A 23409-nucleotide genomic window follows, 5' to 3' on the forward strand; every position below is an offset into this window, starting at 1 on the left:
TCCGCCGCCGCCGCCTCCGCCGCCGCCCCCTCCGCCCCCTCCGCCGCCGCCTCCGCCGCCTCCGCCGCCGAAGGTTGCGTGCAATACCGGGCCACATATCGTGTTCTTCGAGTTCGACAGTGCCGATCTTACTGCCGAAGCCACGCAGATCCTGAACGGCGCAATCACGGCCTATTCGAACTGCGGCAATGCCCGCGTGATGCTGGCCGGCCATACCGATCGTTCGGGTTCGGCGACCTACAATGTCGGGCTGGCAGAACGCCGCAATGCGAGCGTCCGGAGCTACATGACCGGTCGCGGCATTCCCGATGCGCGCATTTCCAGCGAGGCCTTCGGCGAGGCCCAGCCGCGCGTTCCGACCGACGACGGCGTTCGTGAAGCACAGAACCGTCGTGTGGAAGTGACCTACGGCCCGGGCTCGGGCATGTAGTCTCTTTCCGGCATGAAGCCACGAGAAGGCCGGGAGGAATTTCTCCCGGCCTTTTTCGTGGGGCATTTGGCTGCACAACCCGATAGGCCATGCGACCAGGCCCTTGCCTTTCGTCCTTCATCCGCCTAAGCGCGCGCACTTCACCGACACGAATCAATCAGCCAGCCTGGCGACAAGGGCTGCCAGGGCCGGTTCCGACGTGTCTCGAACAGGAGATGAAAATGCCCAAGCTGAAGACCAAGAGCGGTGTGAAGAAGCGCTTCAAGATCACCGCCACCGGCAAGGTCAAGCACGGCGTCGCTGGCAAGCGTCACCGCCTGATCAGCCATAATGCGAAGTATATCCGCACCAACCGCGGCACCTCGGTCCTGTCGGAAAACGACACCCCGACCATCAAGCGCTGGGCGCCCTACGGCCTCGATTGATGCGAGCGGCCTGACGGCCCACGCGTCCTCAAGATAAGGATATACTGATATGCCTCGCATCAAACGCGGTGTTACCACCCGCGCCAAGCACAAGCGGATTCTCGACCAGGCCAAGGGCTATCGCGGTCGCCGCAAGAACACCATACGCATCGCCCGTCAGGCGGTCGAAAAGGCCGGCCAGTACGCCTACCGCGACCGCAAGGTGAAGAAGCGCAACTTCCGCGCCCTGTGGATCCAGCGCATCAACGCGGCCGTCCGCATGGAAGGCCTCACCTATTCGCAGTTCATGCACGGCATCAAGCTGGCCGGCATCGAGCTCGACCGCAAGGCGATGGCCGATCTCGCCATGAACGAGGAAGGTGCGTTCAAGGCGGTGATCCAGCAGGCCAAGGCTGCGCTGCCCGCTTAAGGGGCGGCGCACACCTGCCACCAATCCGGACAAGGGCGGGCTCCTGCGGGAGGCCCGCCTTTTTTCGTACCGGTTGTATGAAGCCGACAGAAACCTTGTAGAACCGCGCCAATTGCGCCATCATGCATTGCATGGGGGACAATCCGGATAACAGCGCACCCGACGGCGCAGACGCACCCGCGGAGTACCGGCTGACGGCCCGTTTCCAGGAAGCGCCGGCCATATTCGACGGGTGCTTCACGACCTTCTACCACCTGTCGCTCGATCTCGCCGATGAAGGGGCGCGCCTGAGCGACCATCTCCAGCCCGAATGGGGAAATCTCCGCTTCTTCTGCGGGAGCACTCCCGAAGCCGAGATTGGCGGGTCGCGCGTGTCAGGTGCGCGCTTTGTGGGTACCGGGCCGAGTTCGCTGCCATGCCGCTTCAATCTCGGGCCGGTACGCATGTGGGGGATCGGCTTCCTGCCTCTGGGCTGGGCACGGTTCATGGATGCCGAGGCCAGCAGCTGCGCCAACCTCGTTTGCGACGGAGCCAGTCATCCCGCCTTCCGGTCGTTTGCCTATCTTTCCGAAACCTTGTGCGACCCCGAAGCCACGGCCGAGGAGCAGCATTCCGCAATCATCGCCGCGATGGCGCAGGCGATGCAGCCTACTCGCGATGATGCCCGGATCACGCGGGTGCATGCCGCGCTGGTGAGCGGGGACCATTCCGCCGTGCATGATCTGGCCGATGCCTGCGCGATGAGCATCCGCACGCTGGAGCGCATCTGCATGCGCTATTTCGGCTTTTCCCCCAAGCTGTTGATGCGCCGGCAACGGTTCATGCGCAGCCTTACCACCTTCATGCTGCAGCGTGGCCGTCGCTGGACTGATGCGATGGACGACCATTATCACGACCAGGCCCAGTTCACCCGCGAGTTCCGCGAATTCATGACCATGAATCCGAGCGAATATGCAGCGCTCGACCACCCGATCCTGACCTCGTTCATGGAAGCCAGGGCGCGGGTCTGGGGCAGTGCGGCCCAGACCCTCGATCCGCCAGCCGAAACAGCCTGACCGCTGCCTCTCCTTCGGGAAATCTGCCCGATACGGGTATGCTCCCACTTGCATCCCGACGCAAAGGAGCGGCATGTTCATGTTTCCTATGCGGTCTTGGGGGAAGCAGGCAATGCACGCCGCTTCGGGGTCTTTGGTCAATGTGCGCTTCGCCCTTCCGGGAGAGCCGCTTCGTGCCTATGTCACCACCTATTACTGTACCGATGCGGTCTGCTCCCCTCGCCAGCAATGGCTGGAGGACTACCTTCATCCCGAATGGGCCAACTTGCGCTTCCTGCTGCATACCGAGGCCTATTCGGTCATAGGCGCTGGCGAACTCGAGCGGTGCCCCGATTTCGTCGTGACCGGAGCCACCAGCCGCGCCGCGCGTTTCCGGATGCGCTCGGGTCGAAGCTGGGGGATCGGGATCATGCCCGCAGGGTGGGCGACGCTGTTCAACGCGCAGGCTGGCGACTATGCCGACCGCATTGTTGACGGCTACGCCGATCCGACCTTCGCCCGCTTGGTGCCGTTGGCCCATGCGCTGGCGGCGAGTGATGGTGACTATGCCGTCGAGCTTGCGCTGATCGAGGAGCACATGGCCGCGCTGTTCGCGGATATCCAACCCGCTGATCCGGCGATCGCCGCACTGACCGAGGCACTGCTGGATCCGGGACTGGTCGCGGTCGCTGATCTGGCCGGGCGGCTGGACATGAATGTCCGCTCGCTCGAACGGCTGTCGCAGCGGGCATTCGGCTTCCCTCCCAAGCTGTTGCTGCGTCGCCAGCGCTTTCTTCGCTGCCTTGCGCGCTTCATGGTCGATCCCTCGCTGAAGTGGCTCGGGACGCTCGATTCAGGCTATCACGACCAGTCGCACTTCGTGCGCGACTTCCGGCGCTTCATGGGGATGAGCCCTTCGGCCTATGCCAAGCTCGACAAGCCCTTCCTTGCCGCATCGGCACGGGCGCGCATGGCGCTTGCCGGTGTGCCGTTGCAGGGACTCCATCGCCCGACCGGCGCGGGGGCGACATAGCGCGCCTGCCCACAGGTGCTTTGCAAAATGCGCGATTTGCCGCTAGCGGACGCCCGCGCACACTCCGCCAGCCCGATACGACAGGTCATGACCGAACTCGATTCCCAGAAACAGGCCGCGCTTGCCGCGATTGCCGGTGCTACCAGCCTCGAAGCGCTGGAGGAGCAGCGCCTTGCTGCCCTCGGCAAGAAGGGCTGGGTAAGCCTTGCCCTCAAGACGCTGGGGCAGATGAGCCCGGACGAACGCAGCGCGGCAGCGCCGGCGATCCAGGCCGCCCGCACCGAGATCGCCGAGGCGATAGAGGCGAAGAAGGCGGCGCTCGAGGCCGCCGAACTCGAGGCGCAGCTGGTGCGCGAGACAATCGACCTGACCCTGCCCGCGCCCGCCGCACCCAGGGGCTCGGTGCATCCGGTCAGCCAGGTGATGGACGAGCTGGCGGAAATCTTTGCCGACCTCGGCTTTGCGGTCGCAACGGGTCCGGAGATCGAGGACGACTGGCACAATTTCACCGCGCTCAACATGGATGAAACCCATCCCGCGCGGGCGATGCACGACACCTTCTATTTCCCCGACCGCACCCCTGAGGGACGGGAGATATTGCTCAGAACCCACACCTCGCCGGTGCAGATCCGCAGCATGATCGCCCAGAGCGCGCCGATCCGCATCATTGCTCCGGGTCGCGTGTATCGGTCGGACAGCGATGCGACCCACACCCCGATGTTCCATCAGGTCGAAGGGCTGGTGGTCGACCGCGACATTCACCTCGGCCATCTCAAGTGGACGCTCGAGACCTTCTTCAAGGCCTTCTTCGAGCGTGAGGATATCACCCTGCGCCTGCGCCCCTCATATTTCCCGTTCACCGAGCCGAGCGTCGAGGTCGACGTCGGATATTCGGTCGAGGGCAATCGCCGTGTTGTCGGCGGGCACGGCGATGCGCCGGGCCATGCGTGGATGGAGCTGGGTGGCAGCGGGATGGTCAACCCCAGAGTGCTGGAGTTTGCCGGGCTTGATCCCAAGGAATGGCAGGGCTTCGCCTTCGGCCTCGGGATCGACCGCATCGCGATGCTCAAATACGGGATGAACGACCTGCGCGCCTTCTTCGACGGCGATCCGCGCTGGCTGCGACATTACGGGTTCAGCCCGTTCGACCAGCCGACCCTGTCGGCCGGCGTAGGAGCACGCGCATGAAGTTCTCGCTGACCTGGCTCAGGGATTACCTTGATACCGACGCAAGCGTGGCGGAGATCTGCGACGCCCTCAACGCCATCGGGCTCGAGGTCGAGGGCGTCGAGGATCCGGCCGAAAAGCTTGCGGGCTTCCGCGTTGCCCATGTGCTGACCGCGGCGCGCCACCCGGATGCCGACAAGCTGCAGGTGCTCACGGTCGATACCGGCGAGGGCGATCCGTTGCAGGTGGTGTGCGGTGCGCCCAATGCGCGCGCCGGGATGAAGGGCGTGCTGGGCCTGCCCGGAGCGACCGTCCCCGCCAACGGCATGGTGCTTCGCAAGAGCGCGATCCGCGGCGTCGAGTCCAATGGCATGATGTGTTCGGTCCGCGAGCTCGAACTGGGCGAGGATCACGACGGCATTATCGAACTGCCCGATGATGCGCCGGTCGGAACGGACTTTGCCAGCTATCACGGCGCTTCGCCGGTGATCGAGGTTGCGGTCACGCCCAACCGGCCCGATTGCATGGGTGTCTACGGGATTGCCCGCGATCTGGCGGCCAAGGGGCTGGGCACATTGAAGGCGATTGCCATGCCGGGCTTCAGCGCGGCGGGCGCCTGCCCGGTGGAAATCCGCACCGATGATCCCGAGGGCTGCCCCGCCTTCTATGGCCGCGTGGTGACGGGTGTTAAGAACGGCCCCTCGCCCGACTGGCTGCAAGCGCGGCTCAAGAGCGCGGGCCAGCGCCCGATCTCGCTGCTGGTCGATCTGACGAACTACCTGATGCTCGGCTTCGGGCGTCCTGCGCACGTCTATGACCTCGCCAAGCTGCAAGGCGCGGTGGTGGCGCGCAGGGCCAAGGAAGGCGAACAGGTGCTGGCGCTCAACGAGAAGACCTACACGCTCGACAGCGACATGGTCGTGATCGCTGACGACGTCCAGGTGCACGATATCGCTGGCATCATGGGCGGCGAGGATTCGGGGGTCAGCGAGACGACCACCGACGTGCTCCTCGAAATCGCCTATTTCGATCCGGCGCGCATCGGCGCGACCGGACGAAAGCTGGGCCTCGCTTCGGATGCGCGCACGCGGTTCGAGCGGGGCGTTGATCCGGAGTTTCTGGACGAGGGTCTCGATCTGCTCACCGGACTGATCGTAGAGCTCGCAGGCGGGCAGCCCAGCGAAGTCGTTCGCGCCGGTTCGCCGCCGGCTGACGCCAAGGTGATCGTCTTCGATCCCGGCCTGACGCTCCGCCTCGGCGGGGTGGAGGTGCCGGAGGCCGAGCAGAAGCGCATTCTCGAAAGTCTCGGCTTCGCGGTCGGCGGCGATTGGCAGGTCACCTGCCCGCTGCGGCGCCACGATCTCGAAGGGCCGGCCGATCTGGTCGAGGAAGTCGTGCGCATCCACGGGCTCGACAAGGTCGCCAGTGTGGCGCTGCCGCGCATTGAGGGCGTCGCCCGCCCGACCGCCACTGCGCAACAGATGCTCGAACGCAGCCTGCGTCGTGCAGCGGCGGCAAGCGGTCTCAACGAGGCGGTAATCTGGTCCTTCCTGCCCGAGCGGGCGGCGGATCATTTCGCTTCCGACGGGGAGGATCTGTGGGTGCTCGCCAATCCGATCAGCGAGGATCTGAAGGCGATGCGCCCCTCGCTGCTGCCGGGCCTCTTGATGGCTGCAAAGCGCAACGCCGATCGCGGCGCCGATGCCACCCGGCTGTTCGAGATCGGGCGGCGTTATTTTCGCGGCGGAAACGGGCTGAGCGACGAGAGACCGACTTTGGGTATCGTGCTTGCCGGCGAGAGGGCCGAGCGCAATTGGCAAAGCGGCAAGGCGAAGGCTTTCGATGCCTTTGACGCCAAGGCGCTGGCGCTTGATTTGCTCCAGGTCGCAGGCGCGCCGGTGGCGAACCTGATGGTGATGGGAGAAGCGGGCCCGCAGTTTCACCCCGGCCAGTCGGCGACCCTGCGGCTTGGCCCGAAAGTGGTGCTGGCACGCTTCGGGATGGTGCATCCGGCAACGCTTAAGGCCTTTGACATGGACGCTCCTGTGGCGGCGGTCGAACTGTTCATCGATGCCATTCCAGCGAAGAAGAATGCTGCCTTCGCGCGCCCCGGCTTCACGCCGCCCGCGCTCCAGACGGTAACGCGCGACTTCGCCTTCCTGGTGCCGCAGGCTCTGGCGGCGGGTGATCTCGTGCGTGCGGTGCAAGGTGCGGACAAGGCGAGCATCGTGGCTGCGCGTGTGTTCGATGTCTTCGCAGGGCAGGGCGTGCCCGAGGGCAGGAAGTCGATCGCGATCGAGGTCACGCTCCAGCCCGGCGAGAAGAGCTTCACCGAGTCCGACCTGAAGGCGATTGCCGACAGTGTCGTTGCGGCTGCGGCCAAGCTGGGGGCGGAACTGCGCGGCTGACCCCGCACGGACCGAAAGACCATGTCCAACCGCCGCACCTTCGCGATCATCTCGCACCCTGACGCTGGCAAGACCACGCTGACCGAAAAGCTGCTGCTGCAGGGCGGCGCGATCCACTTGGCCGGTGAGGTCAAGGCGCGGGGGCAAGCGCGCCGTGCGCGGTCGGACTGGATGAAGATCGAACAGCAGCGCGGCATTTCGGTCACATCCTCGGTGATGACCTTCGAAAAAGACGGGATCACCTTCAACCTGCTCGATACGCCGGGCCACGAGGATTTCTCGGAGGATACCTATCGCACGCTGACGGCCGTCGATTCCGCGGTGATGGTGATCGACGTTGCCAAGGGGATCGAAAGCCAGACCAGGAAGCTGTTCGAGGTCTGCCGGTTGCGCAATGTCCCGATCATCACCTTCGTCAACAAGGTTGACCGCGAGGGCCGTTCGCTGTTCGAGATCCTCGACGAGGTCGCCGATGCGCTGGCGCTCGACGTCAGCCCGCAGAGCGCGCCGCTGGGTATGGGCGGGCTGTTCACCGGTGTGCTCGATTTCGCCGACAACACCGTGGCGAAGCCGGAAGGCGACAGCCGCGAATATCGCGGGCGGCGCGAACCGCTGGGCGATTTGCCGGACGAGCTGGCCGAGGAAATCGAACTGGTGCGCGAGGGCTATCCGGCTTTCGACCTCGACGCCTATCGCAACGGCGACCTGACGCCGGTATTCTTCGGCTCGGCGCTCAAGAATTTCGGGGTCGAGGAACTGATCGACGCGATTGCCAGATGGGCCCCGCCTCCGCGCCCGCAACCCGCAGGCGAAGAGCAGATCAGCCCCGAGCGCGACGAGGTTACCGGCTTCATCTTCAAGGTGCAGGCCAACATGGACCCCAACCACCGCGACCGCATCGCCTTCATGCGGCAGGTGTCGGGCACCTTCAAACGCGGCATGAAGCTGACCCCGTCAGGGCTGGGCAAGCCGATTGCGGTCCATTCCCCGATCCTGTTCTTTGCGCAGGACCGCGAACTGGCCGACACCGCCGAAGCGGGCGACATCATCGGCATTCCCAACCACGGCACGCTGCGGGTGGGCGACACCCTGTCGGAGCGCAACCAGGTGCGCTTCACCGGCCTGCCCAACTTCGCGCCGGAAATCCTGCGCCGGGTGCAGCTGAAGGATCCGACCAAGACCAAGCAGCTCAGGAAGGCGCTGGACGACCTTTCCGAAGAGGGCGTAATTCAGGTGTTCTACCCCGAGATCGGCTCGGCCCATATCGTCGGCGTGGTCGGGCAACTCCAGCTTGAAGTGCTGATTTCGCGGCTGGAGGCGGAATACAAGGTCGAAGCCGTGCTTGAACCCTCGCCCTTCGCCACCGCGCGCTGGGTCAAGGGGGAGCCACGCGCGCTCGACGAATTCGCCCGCTTCAACCGCGCCAACCTTGCCCGCGACCGGGACGGTGACATGGTGTTCATGGCCAAGAGCCCGTGGGACGTGAGCTATCAGGTCGAAAAGAACCCCGAGCTGACCTTCTCGGCCACGAAGGAGCGGTAGGGGGGAGCGCGAGGGGGAGTGCTGGGCTTGCGGCAGGCCGAGCTTCGCGGCATGGCAAGTCCATGCACGATACCGGACCCACTTCGCAGACCTTCATCTCGCAGCGCCTTCGTCTGAATTACGAAGACTGGGGCGGGCGCGGGAAGCCGCCGCTGGTGCTGGTGCACGGCGGGCGCGATCATGCGCGCAGCTGGGACTGGACCGCAGAGGCGCTGCGCGAGGATTATCACGTCATCGCCATGGATCACCGCGGCCACGGTGATAGCGACTGGGTCTCGGACGGGGTCTATTCGGCGGCCGACATGGTCTATGACCTCGCCCAGCTGGTGCACCAATTGGGCGTCGGCCCGGTGCGGATGGTAGCCCATTCGATGGGGGGCAATGTGGCGCTGCGCTATGCCGGGGCCTTTCCCGACATGGTGACCAAGCTGGTAGCGATCGAGGGCCTTGGCCCCTCGCCCGAATGGCGCGAAAAGCAGCGCGCCGTGCCCTATCCCGAACGGCTCGCCGAATGGATCGAGAAGAAGCGCAAGGCCGCCGGGCGCACCCCGCGCAAGTATGAAAGCATCGAGGCCGCCTTTGCCCGCATGCTCGAGGAGAACGCCTACCTCACCGAGGAACAGGCGCGGCATCTGACGGTCCATGGCGTCAACCGCAACGAGGACGGCACCTATAGCTGGAAGTTCGATCCGCACCTCAACGTCTGGCCGGTGGAGGATATCGGCGATGAATTCATCGAGGCGCTGTGGGGTGCGATTACCTGTCCGACGCTGCTGCTTTACGGGGCGGATAGCTGGGCCTCCAACCCGGCGAAGGACGGGCGGATCGCCCACTTCAAAACCGCACAGGTGATCGAGTTCGAACAGGCAGGTCATTGGCTGCACCACGACCAGTTCGACCGCTTCATCGCCACCCTGCGCGATTTCCTGTAAGGCGCCGGCCATGTCCGAATTCTTCGACCACCTCACCGAAGACCACATCGCGATGATCGCCGCCCAGCCGGTGTTCTTTGTCGCCACGGCTGCGGCGGAGGGGCGGATCAATCTCAGCCCCAAGGGCTATGATGCGGTGCGGGTGCTGGGGCCGGGGCGGATGGCGTGGCTCGATCTGGGCGGGTCGGGCAATGAAACGCACGCCCATCTCGCCGCCGACGGTCGGATCACGCTGATGTTCTGCAATTTCCGTCAGCCCGCGCTGATCCTCAGGGTCTATGGCCGGGGCGTGCCGGTGTTGCCGCAGGACGCCGAATGGGACGAACTGGCGGTGCATTTCACCCTGCTGCCCGGCACGCGCCAGATCTTCGACATCGCGGTGGAGAGCGTGCAGACAAGCTGCGGCTGGGGCGTGCCGCTGATGACGCTCGAGGCGGAGCGCGAGACGCTGGTGAAATATCACCGCCAGGCCGACCCCGAAAACTGGGCGGCCAAGACCGCGAAGCGCACCCGCAGCATCGACGGCCTGCCGACTCGCGCCAGCGACCGCTACATCCCCGGCGCGTAATTCGCGGCAGGCCTATGCGGGCAACCCCTGCCTAATTTCTAATCATTTGATTAAAGCCTAGGCAGCAATTTTACCGCAGGCGCGAAGAATCTGCCCGGAATCCGTGCTGCAATCGCGTTACGCGAAAATGGCACGCTTGTTGCAGATCCCTGGCAGCCGGAATGGTCCGGCCCGACAGGGGGCATGAATGAAGTTCATCATCGCCATCATCAAGCCGTTCAAGCTCGATGAAGTGCGCGAGGCGCTGGGCAGCATCGGTGTTGCCGGAATGACCGTGACCGAGGTCAAGGGGTTCGGTCGCCAGAAGGGCCAGACCGAGATTTATCGCGGCGCCGAATACTCCACCAACATGCTCCCCAAGGTGAAGCTCGAAATCGCCGCCAGCGACGAAATCGCCGCGCAGGTGGTCGAGACCATCCAGCAGACCGCCAGCACCGGATCGATCGGTGACGGCAAGATCTTCATGCTCGATCTCGCATCGGCAACCCGCATCCGCACCGGCGAAGCCGGCGAAACCGCACTTTGAGGGGGACAGGGACCTTGAACCGCATTTTCCTTCGCTTGGCCGCCCTCGCCACCGGAACGGCATTGCTCGCCGCGCCCGCGCTGGCCGCTGCTCCTGCTGTTCCCAATCCGGGCAACAATGCCTGGATGATGACCTCCACCCTGCTGGTTCTGCTGATGATCCTGCCGGGCCTGTCGCTGTTCTATGGCGGCCTCACCCGCTCGAAGAACATGCTATCGACCATGACGCAGATCGGCGCGACCGCTTCGCTCGCCATGATCATCTGGGTGATGTGGGGCTATAGCCTCGCTTTCGGCGACACCGCCTATCCCGAGCCGCTGGGCTGGTTTGTGAGCGGCGGGAGCTACTTCCTCGCGGGCACAGACCTTTCTAGCACCGCGGCAACTTTCTCGGACGAAGTCATCAGCAAATATGTCTTCGTCAGCTTCCAGATGACCTTCGCCGCGATCACCGCGTCGCTGATCCTGGGTGCGACCGCGGAGCGGATGAAGTTCAGCGCGGTCATGGCCTTCGTGCCGATCTGGCTGACGATCGTCTATTTCCCGATCGCGCACATGGTGTGGTTCGATGGCGGCGATGCCGGCGCAAGCGGGCTGCTGTTTGCCGACGGTGCGCTCGATTTCGCTGGCGGCACGGTGGTGCACATCAATGCCGGTGTTTCGGGTCTGGTGCTCGCCTACCTGCTCGGCAAGCGTCGCGGTTTTCCGTCCGAGCCGATGCCGCCGCACAGCCTGACGCTGACCATGGTCGGCACGGGCCTGCTGTGGGTGGGCTGGTTCGGGTTCAACGCCGGTTCGGCGCTTGAGGCTAACGGGTCGGCGGGTCTCGCGATGATCAACACCTTCGTCGCCACGGCGGCAGGCGGGCTTGCCTGGATGGTGATCGAGCGGGCAGCGGGCCACAAGGGTTCGGCGCTGGGCTTCTGCTCGGGGATCATTGCAGGGCTGGTCGCGGTAACCCCGGCGGCGGGCAATTCCGGTCCGTTCGGCGCGATCCTGCTCGGCATCCTGTCCTCGGCGGTCTGCTACGTCTTCGTCGCCAAGGTGAAGGCCAAGTTCGGCTACGACGATTCGCTCGACGCCTTCGGCATCCACGGCGTGGGCGGCATTGTCGGCGCGATCGGCACGGCGGTGGTCTACCAGCCCTTCCTCGGTGGCCCCGGCGACGGTTCGACCCCGCTGGGCGAGCAGCTCTGGGTTCAGATTTTCAGCGTGCTGGTCACCATCGGCTGGGCCGGGATCGGCACCCTCGTGACGGGCTTCCTCGTCAAGGCGACCATCGGCCTCAGGGTCGACGAAGAGAGCGAAGTCAACGGGCTCGACATCTCCGAACACGGGGAGCGCGCCTACAACTAATCATCAGTTTGGCGGGGGGAGGAACCTCTCTCTCCCTCTCCCCTTCCCCCGCCTCACCTTGTTCCTCCTGCGAACGAACAAACTGAATATGGCCGGAGTAGCGAAAGCTCTCCGGCCTTTTTTTGTTGTGACCCCGCCTCCGCGGGGTCGTCCTCGGCGCTGTTCCTCCGCTTCGCTCCGGGCGCCTGCTGGCGGGCGGTCCCCCTTGCGGCCTTTCAGGCCGTTACAGCGCGACTGTCCGGGGTTTGGGGTCTATCCCCGCTCGGCTTCCATAACGAAGTCGGCGCACCTTTCGCCGATCATGATGCTCGGTGCATTGGTGTTGCCGCTGACGATCTTGGGCATCACGCTGGCGTCGGCCACCCACAGGCCCTCGAGCCCGTTGAGCTTCAGCCTCGGATCGACCACCGCATCGGCATCCGCCCCCATGCGGCAGGTGCCGACCGGGTGATAGACCGTGTCCGCCCGCTCGCGGATCAGCGCGTCGAGCGCGGCATCGTCGTCGAGGTCGACGGGATGGCGGTCCCTCGGCCCGAAGGCCTGCAACGCGGGCGCCTCGGCGATGCGGTGCGACAGGCGTACGCCCGCCCGCAGCACAGCCATGTCGCGCTCGTCATCGAGGAAATTGGGGTCGATCACGGGCGGCGCCGCGGCGTCGCCCGAGCCCAGCCGCACCGTCCCGCGACTCTCCGGGCGAAGCACGCAGGCATGCAGCGAAAAGCCGTGCGCCTTGACCTTCTCGCGCCCGTGATCTTCCAGCACCGCGGGGACGAAATGCCACTGCACGTCGGGGGCGGGGCTATCGGGCATGACCGTCCAGAACCCGCCCGCTTCCGCATAGGGCGTTGTCATCACGCCGGTGCGCTTGCGGCGGTGCTCGATGATCGCGGCGGCCATGCGCAGCGTGCCCTTGAGCGTGCTGCCGATCGGCACATCGCTGGCCGTCTCCCAGCCGGAGACATAGTCGATGTGGTCCTGCAGATTGCTGCCGACAGCGGGCCGATCCAGCACCACCTCGATCCCGTGGGCCTTGAGGTGCTTTGCCGGGCCGATGCCGGACAGCATCAGAATCTGCGGGGAATTGAACGCACCTGCCGACAGGACGACACCCCGACGCGCCAGCAAAGTCTCGCTCGTGCCCCCGCGCCGAACCTGCACCCCTGTCACGCGTCCACCCTCGATCAGCAGCTTTTCGACCAGGGTATCGGTGCGCACCTCGAAATTGCCGGAATCACGGATCGGCTCGACATAAGCTCGCGCCGCCGACCAGCGTTCACCCTTGCGCTGGGTCACCTGATACAGGCCGAACCCCTCCTGCCGTTCGCCGTTGAAATCGGCGTTGGTGCGCAGTTGCAGCTCTGCTGCGGCTTCGACAAAGGCGTGGCTTGCGGGGTTGGCGGCGGTCTGGTCCGACACGAACAGCGGGCCGCCATCGCCGTGCCAGTCATCCCCGCCGCGCTCGTTCGCCTCGGCGCGCTTGAAGTAGGGGAGCACGTCGTCATAGGCCCAGCCGGTGCATCCCGATGCGGCCCAGTTGTCGTAATCCCAGCGGTTGCCGCGGATATAGACCATTGCGTTGATCGCCGAGGAACCGCCCAGGCCCTTGCCCCGCGGCTGGTATCCGGTGCGGCCGTTCAGGCCTTTCTGCGGTACGGTCTCGTAGCGGTAGTTCGATTTTTCGGGGATGAAGGGCATGAAGCCCGGCGTCTTGATCCAGACGTTGTCGTTGCGCCCGCCTGCTTCAAGCAGGCACACCCGTCGTGTGCCGTCGACCGCGAGGCGTCCGGCGACAGCGCTGCCGGCACTGCCACCGCCAATGACGATGGTGTCGAAACTTTCCATGATCTCTCCCTTTGGCGGGGAGACTAGGCAGCTTCGCCAGCGTCTGCAATCCGGTTTCGATCAGCTACTGACATAGATGCAGGTAGCCTGTCCTGCCCGGTGCGAGCCAACCAGCGCGCGCGGATCATGTCCGAGGTATCGCGGCTGTTGTCGTGGCTCCAGCCGGGTTCGCGCAGCAGGTAGGACAGCTTGTGGCGCCATGGGGCGCGCCAGATGTCGGCAATCATTCCGATCCATTCGTGGAAGACCGCCCACAAGAGATTGAAGCTGCCGAGCTGTTTCACGATGCCGTAGCGGATCGGCTCGTCGTCAACCTCGGGGGTGAAGGTGCCGAACAGCTTGTCCCAGATGATGAACACACCCGCATAATTGCGGTCGAGATAGCGCGGGTTGGTGGCGTGGTGGACGCGGTGATGGCTAGGGGTGTTCATCACCGCCTCGAACCAGCGCGGCATCCGCTTGATCGCCTCGGTGTGGATCCAGAACTGGTAGATGAGGTTGAACCCGCCGCAGATCGCGATCATCGCCGGATGAAAGCCGAGCAGCACCAGCGGTACGGCAAACAGGAAACCGAAGGTCAGCGAGCCGGTCCATGTCTGCCTGAGCGCTGTCGAAAGGTTGTAGTGCTGGCTGGAATGGTGGTTCACATGCGCCGCCCACATCCAGCGGATGCGGTGCCCGGCGCGGTGAACCCAGTAATACTTGAGATCGTCGAGCACGAAGCAGACCGGCCAGGCCCACCATACCGCCCACCATTCCGGCCCGAAGTCGAAGACGCGCCAGTCGTAAGTCTTGATGAACAGCGCCAGGGCAAAGCCGCCCAGCAGCGCACCTGCCACAGTCGAGCCCAGGCCGAATGCGAGGCTGACGAGGGTGTCCTTGGCCTCGTAGGTTTCGGGCGCGCGGAACTTTGCCCAGATCATCTCGGCGAGCACCGCAATGACGAATAAGGGTACGGCGTATTCGGTCGGCGAGAAGTCAGGCATGACCGCACCCGTTTAGCCGATTGATCGCGTCCGCCCAAGCCTGCGCATCGGGCAGTGACAACACGACGGCTCCGAAGCGCGCTTCGCCGCAATCGACGACCAGGCTGGAGCCTTCGCACATCGCCCGTGAATTGGGGCCAAGCACACGCCCGGCAAAGCGGTTGCCATGGCGCTTGATCACCATGATTCTGCCCGCATCATCAAGCGCCAGTGCCGACAATCCGCCTGTGTCGCGGGCAATTGCCATCGGGGCAAAGCCATCCTCTGCCTCATGGGCAGCGCGGCGCACGGCCTCGTCGCTGTCGAGCAGCGGCGCGCCGCCAAGCTTCAGCCACCATGCCAGTCCTGCCAGCGCGAGAATCGCGACCAGCGACCCTGCGGTCTGGAGCACCAGCGGCGGGGTCTCCACGGGCGACCTCTCAGCGCGCGGCGAGCATGTCGATCATGGGGCGGATCGGGCTGACGTCATAACCGGCCTGCATCGCGGTGCGCACGATGGTGTCGGGGTTTTCGCCCTGCTTGGCCGCAGCCAGCGCCCACAGGAAGGTGGATCGGGTGCCCGAGCGGCAATAGGCGAGAATCGGTCCGTCAGACTGGTCCAGCGCCGCAATCATCGCATCGACCTGCGGCTCGCTGAAGCCTGTATGGCCTATCGGAATCTCTATGTAATTGAGTCCGGCCGCGGCTGCCGCCGCAGCGATATCGGCGCCCTGCGGCGCAAACGGGTCCTCGCCGTCCGGGCGATTGTTGACGATCACCGCCACGCCGGCTGCCGCTGCAGCAGCTACGTCCTCAAGCGCAAGCTGCGGGCTAACCATCATATCTTCGGTGAGTTTGCGAAATTCGCTCATGTCCAAATCCTGCGCCGTGCGGTGTCGATAGACCGCGTGATGCCCTTGCGCGCCTGATTGCACAAGCGTCCCTGCACCCCGGACCCGACGCATGCGGATTGCTTCATCGCGGGTTCCGGTAAAATCATTCGCAAAGCAACTCTTTGTGCGCTATGCTGCCTTCAAGATTGCTCTGGGCCCGATGTCCGGTGCGTCTGTGACCGGTGCGGCTTTCTGTCCAGGCCTCCGGCACATTGGAGGACGGGCAGTGTGGCAAGGTACGTTCTGATTTATGGGTTATGATAGGGGACGCCGGCGCGGCCGCGACAAGCGCGACGGTTTCGGCGAAGATGGTTTCGATCCGTTTGGTGGCGGGAATGACGGTTTCCCGCCCCCGCGTGACTTCGGTGGTGATCGATTTGGCGGCGGCGGTGACCGGTTCGGCGGTGGCGGCGGTGACCGGTTCGGCGGAGGCGCTCCGCGTGGCGGCCCCGGCGGTCCGCGTGGCGGCGGCGGCGGCGGAGGCGGCGGTTTCAGCCGCATGCCCGCGCAGGTCGTCGGAACCGGCAAGGGCATCGTCAAGTTCTTCAACAGCCAGAAGGGCTTCGGCTTTATCCAGCAGGAAGGCGGCGGTGAGGATGTGTTCGTGCACATCAGCGCGGTCGAGCGCGCCGGCCTCGAAGGTCTTGCTGAAGGGCAGGAACTGCAATTCAATCTGGTCGACCGGGGCGGCAAGGTGTCCGCGCAGGATCTCCAGATCGTCGGTGACGTGATCGCCGCACCGCAGAAACCTGCGGCGCCCCAGCGCGAGCTGACCGGAGAGCGCACCAAAGGCACGGTCAAGTTCTTCAACGCGATGAAGGGTTTCGGCTTCCTGGTTCGCGACGATGGGCAGCCTGATGCCTTTGTGCACATCAGCGCAGTGGAACGCTCCGGCCTGTCCAGCATCAACGAGGGCGAGCGCTACGAGTTCGATCTCGAAGTCGACCGGCGCGGCAAGTACTCGGCGGTCAACCTCGTTCCGGTCGAGGGCTGACAAAGGTCTCATCGGGGCCTTTCCCTGCGCCTGCGCGATTTGACGCTCGGGTACGGGAGGCCTAATAAATTGCGGGTGGCGGCTCTGTTGCGGGGCCGCCATTTGCGTTTCCCCCAAGCGTTCACAAATCAGGATTTCTACCGATGTCTATACCAGCGCTCATGCCCGTCTATCCGCGTTGCGGCGTACGGCCAGTGCGCGGCGAGCATTGCCACCTGATCGACGAGGATGGCACCCGCTATCTCGATTTCGCCAGCGGGATTGCGGTCAACCTGCTCGGCCATTCGCACGAGGGGCTGATCTCGGCCATCCAGAAGCAGGCGGCGACGCTGATGCACGTCTCCAACCTCTACGGCAGTCCGCAAGGCGAGCAGCTGGCGCAGATGCTGGTCGACAGCACCTTTGGCGACACGGTGTTCTTCACCAATTCCGGGGCCGAAGCGGTCGAGGCGGCGATCAAGACTGCGCGCGCCTATCACCAGAATGCCGGCGAAGCGGGGGACAAGAACCGCTTCGAGCTGATCACCTTTCACAACGCCTTCCACGGCCGCACGATGGCGACCATTTCGGCTTCGAATCAGGAGAAGATGCACCACGGCTTCTCGCCGCTGCTCGCCGGATTCAAATATGCGCCCTTCGATGATCTGGAAGCTGCCAAGGCGCTGATCGGGCCGCAGACCGCGGGGTTCCTGGTCGAGCCGATCCAGGGCGAGGGAGGGATCCGTCCGGCCTCGCAGGAATTCATGGCTGGCCTGCGCGCGCTCGCCGACGAGCATGATCTGATGCTGGTGCTCGACGAGGTGCAGTGCGGCGTGGCGCGCACCGGCAAGCTTTATGCCTACGAACACTACGGGATCACGCCCGACATCATGGCCACCGCCAAGGGCATCGGCGGCGGCTTTCCGCTCGGCGCCTGCATCGCCACCGAAAAGGCTGCGCGCGGGATGACTTTCGGCACCCACGGATCGACCTATGGCGGCAATCCGCTGGCGATGGCGGCGGGCATGGCGGTGATGGACGCGGTGGCCAACGAGGAGTTCCTCGCCGCCGTGACCGAGAAGGGTGAACGCCTGCGCAAGGGCCTTGAACAGTTCATCGGGAATTATCCCGAACTGTTCGAACTCGTGCGCGGCAAAGGGCTGATGCTCGGCCTCAAGATGAAGATGGAAAGCCGCCCGTTCTTCGTCCACCTGCGCGACAACCATCAGTTGCTGACCGTGGCTGCGGGTGACAACACGATCCGCATCATCCCGCCGCTTGTGATCGGCGATTCCGAGATCGACGAGTTCTTTGACAAGCTTTCGGCAGGGGCTGCGAGCTTCAAGGTGCCCGAACCGGCATGACCGGCGGGGCAGGCGCGGTCCGCCATTTTCTCGATCTCGGGGATGCCGGGGCGGATGATATCGCGGCAATGATTGCAGACGCGATCGATCGCAAGGCAGCGCGGGTGGATAAGCCCAAGGGGGTGGCTGATGCCGATGCCCCGCTCGCCGGGCGCGTTCTGGCGCTGGTGTTCGAGAAGAATTCGACCCGGACCCGCGTCAGCTTCGACATCGCGATGCGCCAGCTCGGGGGTAGCGTGCTAATCCTCGATTCGGGGTCCAGCCAGCTGGGGCGGGGCGAGACCATTGCCGATACCGCGCGGGTGCTGAGCCGAATGGTCGATGCCATCATGCTGCGCACCGACGATCACACGAAGATCGAGGAAATGGCAGCCCATGCCAGCGTGCCGGTGATCAACGGCCTGACCGACCGGTCACACCCCTGCCAGATCGTTGCCGACCTGCTGACGGTGATCGAGCACGGCAAGGCGCTGCCCGGTCTCGAAGTCGCGTGGTTTGGCGATGGGAACAACGTGCTGCACTCGATCCTCGAGGCGGCCGGGCTGTTCAAGTTCAACGTCCGCGTGTCGACGCCTGCGGGTTACGAGCCCGATCCGGCATTCGTCGAACTGGCGCGCGCGGGCGGGTCGGTAGTGACCCTGACGCAGGATGCACACGCCGCAGCGCGCGGAGCTGACGTGCTCGTCACCGATACGTGGATTTCGATGGGTCAGGCCGATGCAGCCGAGAAAAAGGCGGCAATGGTGCCCTACCAGGTCAACACCGCGCTGATGGCGCTGGCCAAGCCCGATGCCGTGTTCCTCCACTGCCTGCCCGCCCATGTCGGCGACGAGGTCAGCGAGGATGTGTTCGAAGGCCCGCAATCCATCGTGTTCGACGAGGCGGAAAACCGCATCCACGCCCAGAAATCGGTGCTGTTATGGAGCTTCGGGCTGCTTGGCATCTGAATCAGGAGGCGCGGGCTAGTGGCGTAGGCCTTTCGTTAGCCGTCCTCAGTCCCCATATGGCAGCGCATGTTTGAAACGATCGAGACATATTCCGACAAGCTCATGGGCTTCACGCTGCCCGGTCGTAATGCGCGCGGGCGAGCTGTCCGGCTTGATGGTGTGCTCGAGCAAGTATTGTCGGCTCATGATTATCCGGCCCCAATCACCCACCTTCTGAGCGAAGCGCTTGTGCTGGGCGCCCTAATGGGTGGCCTGCTCAAGGGCGAACAGTCCCAGATGACCATGCAGGCGCAGACCAATGGTGGGACCGTAAGCCTCTTGGTATGCGACTACCGCGGCGGTGCGCTGCGTGGCTACTGCGACTTCGATGCCGAGCGCTTGGCAGGGCTTGGCGCCAATCCCTCGCTGGCGGCTTTGTTCGGCGAGGGCTATCTCGCGATCACCTTCGAGACCGAGGGGCGTCAGCGCTATCAGGGGATCGTACCGCTTGAAGGCAATAGTCTGGCGGAGGCTTGCCAAGTCTATTTCAGCCAATCCGAACAGATCCCGACGCTGATCCGTGTGGCCAGCCGCGCAGGCGCTGGTGGCCGGTCTGCGGCCGGATTGCTGGTGCAGCATCTCGCCGACGGGGAGGAAGGCCGTGAACGTCTCCACGTGCGGATGGATCATCCCGATTGGGAACACGTTGCTGTTATGGCTGGCTCGATTAGCCACGATGAACTGCTCGATCCCAGCTTGTCGCTGGAGGCGATCGCATGGCGGCTATTTCATGAAGAGGATGAAGTGCGCGTCCAGTCCGGAGCTGCTCTTTCGCGGGGATGCCGTTGCAGCGCCGAGCACTATGCCACGATCATCGCGCGTTTTCCCCCGGAAGAACAGCAGGCGATGCGCAACGAGAAAGGAATCGTAGTTGTCGATTGTGCTTTCTGTTCTCGCCTTTTCGAGTTGGCGGTGTAGCTGTTCGTCCAAAATTCGGTGACCTGAGCCCCGGCTTGACAATTTCGCCAAGCCAATAGCCAAAAACATCGGCATGAAGGCAGCCATGAATCATCTTTCGATCAGTGATGTCAGGGCTATCGTGGTCAGCTGTGTTGCCGCCACCACGCTCACTCTTGCGGCAATACCAGTGGTCGCCCAGAACAGTGGGCCGGCCATGTTCCGGACCCTGACCAAAGGCGCATGGACGATCAAGTTCCGGGATGGGGCGAGCGATCGCAAGATTTGCCTGCGCACCGGGCAGGAACTTGTCCAGCTGCGGCACCGGGATGCCGGCTGCAGCCAGTTCTTGGTCGAGGATGGCGCCACCAAGGTCACAGTGCAATATACGTGCCCTGGCAACGGTTATGGCCGCACCAGTATCCGTCGCGAGACGCCAACGCTGGTCCAGCTCGAAAGCCAGGGTATTGAGGGCGGCTTGCCGTTCCAGCTGGTAGCTGAGGCCCGCCGAACAGGATCCTGCTAGGGCTTGCGGATTGCCTTTATCATAAGGCGTGATAGGGCCGCGCCATGACTGCTCCCGAGCAAGCTTCATCCGCCCCCATTGCGGTCGTTCTACTGTCGGGTGGGCTCGATTCCATGGTTACGGCGTCGCTTGCCAAGGAACAGGGTTTTGCGGTTCATGCCTTGAGCGTGGATTATGGCCAGCGTCACCGCCTAGAGCTGTCATCAGCGCGCCGCATCGCGCAGCGCCTCAGCCTGGTTCGCCATGCCGAGATTGCCCTGGATCTGCGCACATTCGGTGGCTCCGCACTGACCGATGCAATCGATGTACCCAAAGCCGGATTGGGTGAAGATATTCCTGTGACTTATGTCCCGGCGCGTAATCTCGTCTTTCTTGCCCTCACGACAGCTTGTGCAGAAGCCGCAGGTGCGCGCGACGTGTTCATTGGGGTCAATGCGCTAGACTATTCCGGCTATCCCGACTGCCGCCCGGAGTTCATCGCGAGCTTCGCCGAGACGGCGCGGCTCGGTACGAAGGCCGGGGTCGAGGGAGCCCCGTTTACGATTCACACTCCGCTGCAATACATGACGAAGGCCGATATCGCTCGGGAGTGCGCGCGTCTCGGCCTTGATCCGTCATGGAGCTGGTCTTGCTACGATCCGACGCCGGAGGGCTTGGCCTGCGGGCTCTGCGACTCGTGCCGTCTCCGGAAAAAGGGTTTTGCGGAAGCCGGCATTGCCGATAGCACGAGATACCGCGACTAGGCTGACCGCCGGCAGTCAGGCACGAACAAACGGGACAGGGGATCATCCTTGAGTGAGGAACCAAGCGCGGTGCAGAGCCAAAGCCGCGAAAGCGAGCCAGTGCCCGCCTATAGTTGGTACGCGCTCGGCGTCCTGGTGCTGGTTTATGTGCTGAACTTCATCGACCGCCAGATTCTTTCGATCCTTGCGAACGACATCAAGGCTGATCTGGGCGTCGATGATGCCTATCTCGGCTTCCTCTACGGTACCGCGTTCGCGATCTTCTATGCTCTTTTCGGCATTCCTCTCGGTCGTCTTGCGGACAGCTGGAAACGCGTAAGACTGATGACTCTCGGTCTTGGACTGTGGTCGGCGATGACCGCATTTTCCGGCTTCGCGCGCGATGCCGCGACGCTATCAGTCGCACGGATCGGCGTTGGAGTTGGGGAAGCGACGGCGAGCCCCTCAGCCTATTCGCTGATTTCGGATTGGTTTCCCGCGCGCCTTCGGGCGACGGCTCTGGCGATCTACAGCTCGGGGCTATACATCGGGGGCGGTGTGTCTCTGGCTATCGGCGGGGTCATCGTTGATGGCTGGAACAAGGCCTACCCTGCCGGCGATCCGGTTTTTGGGCTGGCCGGTTGGCAGGCTGCCTTTATCGCAGTTGGCCTGCCGGGGCTGCTCCTCGCCCTATGGGTCGCGAGCCTGCGCGAGCCGGTCAGGGGCGCGATTGATGGACTGACCACCGCCGAAGATCCCCATCCATTCCGCGGTTTTGTCCGCGAGCTCTATACCATCATTCCCGGTTTCACGTTTCTTGGTGCTGCCGCGCGCGGCTGGAAGAGTCTCCTGTTGAATATCGTCGTTCTGATTACCGCGCTTGCCGTGGCACGTGGGCTTACGGTCATATTGGGTTCGGGCGAAGGAGTGATCCTGGGTTCTCTCGGAGATGCGATCGGGTTCGCCTTCCCGCCCATAACCGATCAGTGGCTATTGCTTGCGATCGGGTATTATGCGGTGTTTTGCTGGGCGGCAGCATTGCGAGTGCGCGATTATCCGACATTCGCACTGACATGGGGATCCCCTGCGTTTCTCTGTACGATTCTCGGATATGGTACGGTGGCTTTCATGGCCTATTCCGCTTCGTACTGGGGCGCACCATACGCAGAGCGCACGTTCGAGGGTGTTTCCAAGACCTCGCTCGGCTTTTTTCTTGGTGGGGGAGGTGCGGTTGGCGGCTTTCTGGGTGTGGTGCTAGGTGGCCGCCTTGCTGATGTCTTGCTGGAACGAACCCCTTCAGGCCGGGTCTGGGTGATCCTGTTTGGCTTGCTCAGCCCGATCCCCTTTGCTGTAATCCAGTATACGACTGAAAGCTGGACGCTTTTCATCGTCCTCAACGTCGTCGTCGGCGCATTGGCAGCGTCCGCGCTGGGGGCCGCCGCAGCGACGAGCCAATCTCTGGTTCTGCCGCGAATGAGGGGCACGGCTACTGCGACATTTTTTCTCGCGACTACCTTAGTCGGTCTAGCGCTGGGGCCCTATCTCGCCGGCTACGTTTCGGCTGCAAGCGGGGGCGACCTGTCACGAGGTGTGTTGGCGACGCTATGGATTACTCCAATCGGCCTGATTTTGCTTTTGGCTGCCATCCGTCTTGTCCCGAAAGCTGCTGCCACCATCGCTGAACGGGCGCAGGCCGCTGGAGAGGTTCCGCTTTGAGCCAAGCCTTGCTGGTGGTTACCAGCAGGCGTGCTTGAGCGATAAATGCTCCATGGGTTCGGCACGGGGGCGACCGAGGTATCTGTTACCCGTAGCTGTGCAGGCATAGCCCAAGATCCGGACCTACAATTTCGTACAACGTGAGCAACTCTTGTGTGATGCGAGAGATCTCAGGTGCTTTAAATGCCTGCCACGCTCTTCCCCGTTGGAGCCGGTATCTGAGCGGCGCGCAAAAAAGGGGCCGGATTGCTCCGGCCCCTTCTTCAATGGTTACCTGAGATGTTGGCTTACATCCCCGAACCCGGGCCGTAAGTCACCTCAACGCGGCGGTTCTGCGCTTCGCGCACACCGTCTGCGGTCGGAACGCGCGGCTGGCTTTCACCGAAGGCTTCGCTCGTGATGCGGCCATCGGGGATGCCACGGCCCGTGAGGTAGCTCCGCACCGATGCGTTACGACGCTCGGCCAAGCCGATGTTGTACTTCACGGTACCGGCACGGTCGGTGTGACCGGCAAGCATAACACTCGCGGTGCCGCAGTTCGCATAGGCCGTGACCGCATTGTTGAGGATCGTCGCAGCCTCGGCCGTGATGTCCGACTTATCGAAGTCAAAGAACACGATGTACGGGCCGGTGTTGCACGGCGCAGGCGGCGGCGGCGGCGGCGGCGGCGGCGGGGGAGGCGGCGGCGGCGGCGGG

24 protein-coding genes are annotated in these 23409 nt (G+C 64.0%); 19 read left to right on the forward strand and 5 right to left on the reverse strand.

What is annotated here, in order from left to right; translation table 11 throughout:
* The 12 genes from I603_RS14070 to I603_RS14125 form a co-directional block, all read left to right on the forward strand.
* A partial coding sequence (locus I603_RS14070) for an OmpA family protein (RefSeq protein ID WP_157090876.1) occupies positions 1-430 on the forward strand: 430 nt, incomplete at its 5' end.
* 221 nt (positions 431-651) lie between these two features.
* Positions 652-855, forward strand: a complete 204-nt coding sequence (rpmI, locus tag I603_RS14075) for a 50S ribosomal protein L35 (protein WP_068865903.1) — start codon at positions 652-654, stop codon at positions 853-855.
* A 49-nt stretch (positions 856-904) separates the two neighbouring features.
* Positions 905-1264: a 50S ribosomal protein L20 gene (gene rplT / locus I603_RS14080; RefSeq protein ID WP_068865883.1), complete on the forward strand. Its 360-nt coding sequence runs from the start codon at positions 905-907 to the stop codon at positions 1262-1264.
* A 131-nt stretch (positions 1265-1395) separates the two neighbouring features.
* The gene (locus I603_RS14085; protein WP_068865884.1) at positions 1396-2319 is read left to right on the forward strand and encodes a helix-turn-helix domain-containing protein; all 924 of its coding nucleotides are present in this window, start codon (positions 1396-1398) and stop codon (positions 2317-2319) included.
* 112 nt (positions 2320-2431) lie between these two features.
* Positions 2432-3331: a helix-turn-helix domain-containing protein gene (locus I603_RS14090; RefSeq protein ID WP_068865885.1), complete on the forward strand. Its 900-nt coding sequence runs from the start codon at positions 2432-2434 to the stop codon at positions 3329-3331.
* A gap of 87 nt (positions 3332-3418) precedes the next feature.
* Complete coding sequence (gene pheS / locus I603_RS14095; RefSeq protein WP_068865886.1) at positions 3419-4519, forward strand: phenylalanine--tRNA ligase subunit alpha; 1101 nt, start codon at positions 3419-3421, stop codon at positions 4517-4519.
* Complete coding sequence (gene pheT, locus I603_RS14100; protein ID WP_068865887.1) at positions 4516-6906, forward strand: phenylalanine--tRNA ligase subunit beta; 2391 nt, start codon at positions 4516-4518, stop codon at positions 6904-6906. Before pheS ends, pheT begins: the two co-directional genes overlap by 4 nt.
* A gap of 21 nt (positions 6907-6927) precedes the next feature.
* Positions 6928-8448 (forward strand): peptide chain release factor 3, encoded by a 1521-nt coding sequence (locus I603_RS14105; RefSeq protein ID WP_068865888.1) that lies wholly within the window; start codon positions 6928-6930, stop codon positions 8446-8448.
* Positions 8449-8510: 62 nt separating this feature from the next.
* The gene (locus I603_RS14110; protein WP_068865889.1) at positions 8511-9380 is read left to right on the forward strand and encodes an alpha/beta fold hydrolase; all 870 of its coding nucleotides are present in this window, start codon (positions 8511-8513) and stop codon (positions 9378-9380) included.
* A 10-nt stretch (positions 9381-9390) separates the two neighbouring features.
* Positions 9391-9948, forward strand: a complete 558-nt coding sequence (locus I603_RS14115) for a pyridoxamine 5'-phosphate oxidase family protein (protein ID WP_068865890.1) — start codon at positions 9391-9393, stop codon at positions 9946-9948.
* 187 nt (positions 9949-10135) lie between these two features.
* A complete protein-coding gene (locus tag I603_RS14120; RefSeq protein WP_068865891.1) occupies positions 10136-10474 on the forward strand; it encodes a P-II family nitrogen regulator in 339 nt (112 codons plus the stop codon).
* A 35-nt stretch (positions 10475-10509) separates the two neighbouring features.
* On the forward strand, positions 10510-11829 hold the full coding sequence (locus I603_RS14125) for an ammonium transporter (RefSeq protein WP_232305411.1): 1320 nt from the start codon (positions 10510-10512) through the stop codon (positions 11827-11829).
* Positions 11830-12081: 252 nt separating this feature from the next.
* Here I603_RS14125 and I603_RS14130 read toward each other — a convergent pair whose 3' ends face one another.
* From I603_RS14130 to I603_RS14145, 4 genes are read right to left on the reverse strand one after another with little or no spacing between them, the layout of a single operon-like run.
* Positions 12082-13671, reverse strand: coding sequence for a GMC family oxidoreductase (locus tag I603_RS14130; protein WP_068865892.1), 1590 nt, complete (start codon positions 13669-13671; stop codon positions 12082-12084).
* 23 nt (positions 13672-13694) lie between these two features.
* Entirely contained in the window at positions 13695-14657 is a 963-nt protein-coding gene (locus tag I603_RS14135) for a sterol desaturase family protein (protein ID WP_068865893.1), read from the reverse strand.
* Positions 14650-15066, reverse strand: coding sequence for a hypothetical protein (locus tag I603_RS14140; protein ID WP_068865894.1), 417 nt, complete (start codon positions 15064-15066; stop codon positions 14650-14652). Before I603_RS14140 ends, I603_RS14135 begins: the two co-directional genes overlap by 8 nt.
* 10 nt (positions 15067-15076) lie before the next feature.
* Entirely contained in the window at positions 15077-15508 is a 432-nt protein-coding gene (locus tag I603_RS14145) for a TIGR01244 family sulfur transferase (protein WP_068865895.1), read from the reverse strand.
* Positions 15509-15779: 271 nt separating this feature from the next.
* On the opposite strand from I603_RS14145, the gene I603_RS14905 reads away from it, so the two are divergent.
* The 7 genes from I603_RS14905 (at position 15780) to I603_RS14180 (ending at position 22713) form a co-directional block, all read left to right on the forward strand.
* Entirely contained in the window at positions 15780-16523 is a 744-nt protein-coding gene (locus I603_RS14905; protein ID WP_068865896.1) for a cold-shock protein, read from the forward strand.
* 143 nt (positions 16524-16666) lie between these two features.
* Positions 16667-17866 (forward strand): aspartate aminotransferase family protein, encoded by a 1200-nt coding sequence (locus I603_RS14155; protein WP_068865897.1) that lies wholly within the window; start codon positions 16667-16669, stop codon positions 17864-17866.
* Entirely contained in the window at positions 17863-18813 is a 951-nt protein-coding gene (gene argF, locus I603_RS14160) for an ornithine carbamoyltransferase (RefSeq protein ID WP_068865898.1), read from the forward strand. Before I603_RS14155 ends, argF begins: the two co-directional genes overlap by 4 nt.
* Before the next feature lie 66 nt (positions 18814-18879).
* Positions 18880-19770: an Hsp33 family molecular chaperone HslO gene (gene hslO / locus I603_RS14165; RefSeq protein WP_068865899.1), complete on the forward strand. Its 891-nt coding sequence runs from the start codon at positions 18880-18882 to the stop codon at positions 19768-19770.
* A 73-nt stretch (positions 19771-19843) separates the two neighbouring features.
* The gene (locus I603_RS14170) at positions 19844-20275 is read left to right on the forward strand and encodes a hypothetical protein (protein ID WP_068865900.1); all 432 of its coding nucleotides are present in this window, start codon (positions 19844-19846) and stop codon (positions 20273-20275) included.
* Positions 20276-20319: 44 nt separating this feature from the next.
* Positions 20320-21018: a 7-cyano-7-deazaguanine synthase QueC gene (gene queC, locus I603_RS14175; RefSeq protein WP_068865901.1), complete on the forward strand. Its 699-nt coding sequence runs from the start codon at positions 20320-20322 to the stop codon at positions 21016-21018.
* A 48-nt stretch (positions 21019-21066) separates the two neighbouring features.
* Positions 21067-22713, forward strand: coding sequence for an MFS transporter (locus tag I603_RS14180; RefSeq protein ID WP_084440144.1), 1647 nt, complete (start codon positions 21067-21069; stop codon positions 22711-22713).
* Positions 22714-23000: 287 nt separating this feature from the next.
* Here I603_RS14180 and I603_RS14185 read toward each other — a convergent pair.
* Positions 23001-23409, reverse strand: a 409-nt coding sequence (locus I603_RS14185) for an OmpA family protein (protein ID WP_157090877.1), incomplete at its 5' end; no start/stop codon positions are given.

Source organism: Erythrobacter dokdonensis DSW-74 (assembly GCF_001677335.1).
Taxonomy (GTDB): domain Bacteria; phylum Pseudomonadota; class Alphaproteobacteria; order Sphingomonadales; family Sphingomonadaceae; genus Erythrobacter; species Erythrobacter dokdonensis.

Coding starts and splice junctions, on each gene's coding strand:
- pheT (WP_068865887.1), top strand. CDS start 4,516: ATGAAGTTCTCGCTGACCTGGCTCAGGGATTACCTTGATACCGACGCA.
- I603_RS14115 (WP_068865890.1), top strand. CDS start 9,391: ATGTCCGAATTCTTCGACCACCTCACCGAAGACCACATCGCGATGATC.
- I603_RS14130 (WP_068865892.1), bottom strand. CDS start 13,671: ATGGAAAGTTTCGACACCATCGTCATTGGCGGTGGCAGTGCCGGCAGC.
- argF (WP_068865898.1), top strand. CDS start 17,863: ATGACCGGCGGGGCAGGCGCGGTCCGCCATTTTCTCGATCTCGGGGAT.
- I603_RS14105 (WP_068865888.1), top strand. CDS start 6,928: ATGTCCAACCGCCGCACCTTCGCGATCATCTCGCACCCTGACGCTGGC.
- I603_RS14090 (WP_068865885.1), top strand. CDS start 2,432: ATGCACGCCGCTTCGGGGTCTTTGGTCAATGTGCGCTTCGCCCTTCCG.
- pheS (WP_068865886.1), top strand. CDS start 3,419: ATGACCGAACTCGATTCCCAGAAACAGGCCGCGCTTGCCGCGATTGCC.
- rpmI (WP_068865903.1), top strand. CDS start 652: ATGCCCAAGCTGAAGACCAAGAGCGGTGTGAAGAAGCGCTTCAAGATC.
- I603_RS14905 (WP_068865896.1), top strand. CDS start 15,780: ATGGGTTATGATAGGGGACGCCGGCGCGGCCGCGACAAGCGCGACGGT.
- rplT (WP_068865883.1), top strand. CDS start 905: ATGCCTCGCATCAAACGCGGTGTTACCACCCGCGCCAAGCACAAGCGG.
- hslO (WP_068865899.1), top strand. CDS start 18,880: ATGTTTGAAACGATCGAGACATATTCCGACAAGCTCATGGGCTTCACG.
- I603_RS14135 (WP_068865893.1), bottom strand. CDS start 14,657: ATGCCTGACTTCTCGCCGACCGAATACGCCGTACCCTTATTCGTCATT.
- I603_RS14085 (WP_068865884.1), top strand. CDS start 1,396: ATGGGGGACAATCCGGATAACAGCGCACCCGACGGCGCAGACGCACCC.
- I603_RS14110 (WP_068865889.1), top strand. CDS start 8,511: ATGCACGATACCGGACCCACTTCGCAGACCTTCATCTCGCAGCGCCTT.
- I603_RS14120 (WP_068865891.1), top strand. CDS start 10,136: ATGAAGTTCATCATCGCCATCATCAAGCCGTTCAAGCTCGATGAAGTG.
- I603_RS14155 (WP_068865897.1), top strand. CDS start 16,667: ATGTCTATACCAGCGCTCATGCCCGTCTATCCGCGTTGCGGCGTACGG.
- I603_RS14170 (WP_068865900.1), top strand. CDS start 19,844: ATGAAGGCAGCCATGAATCATCTTTCGATCAGTGATGTCAGGGCTATC.
- I603_RS14145 (WP_068865895.1), bottom strand. CDS start 15,508: ATGAGCGAATTTCGCAAACTCACCGAAGATATGATGGTTAGCCCGCAG.
- queC (WP_068865901.1), top strand. CDS start 20,320: ATGACTGCTCCCGAGCAAGCTTCATCCGCCCCCATTGCGGTCGTTCTA.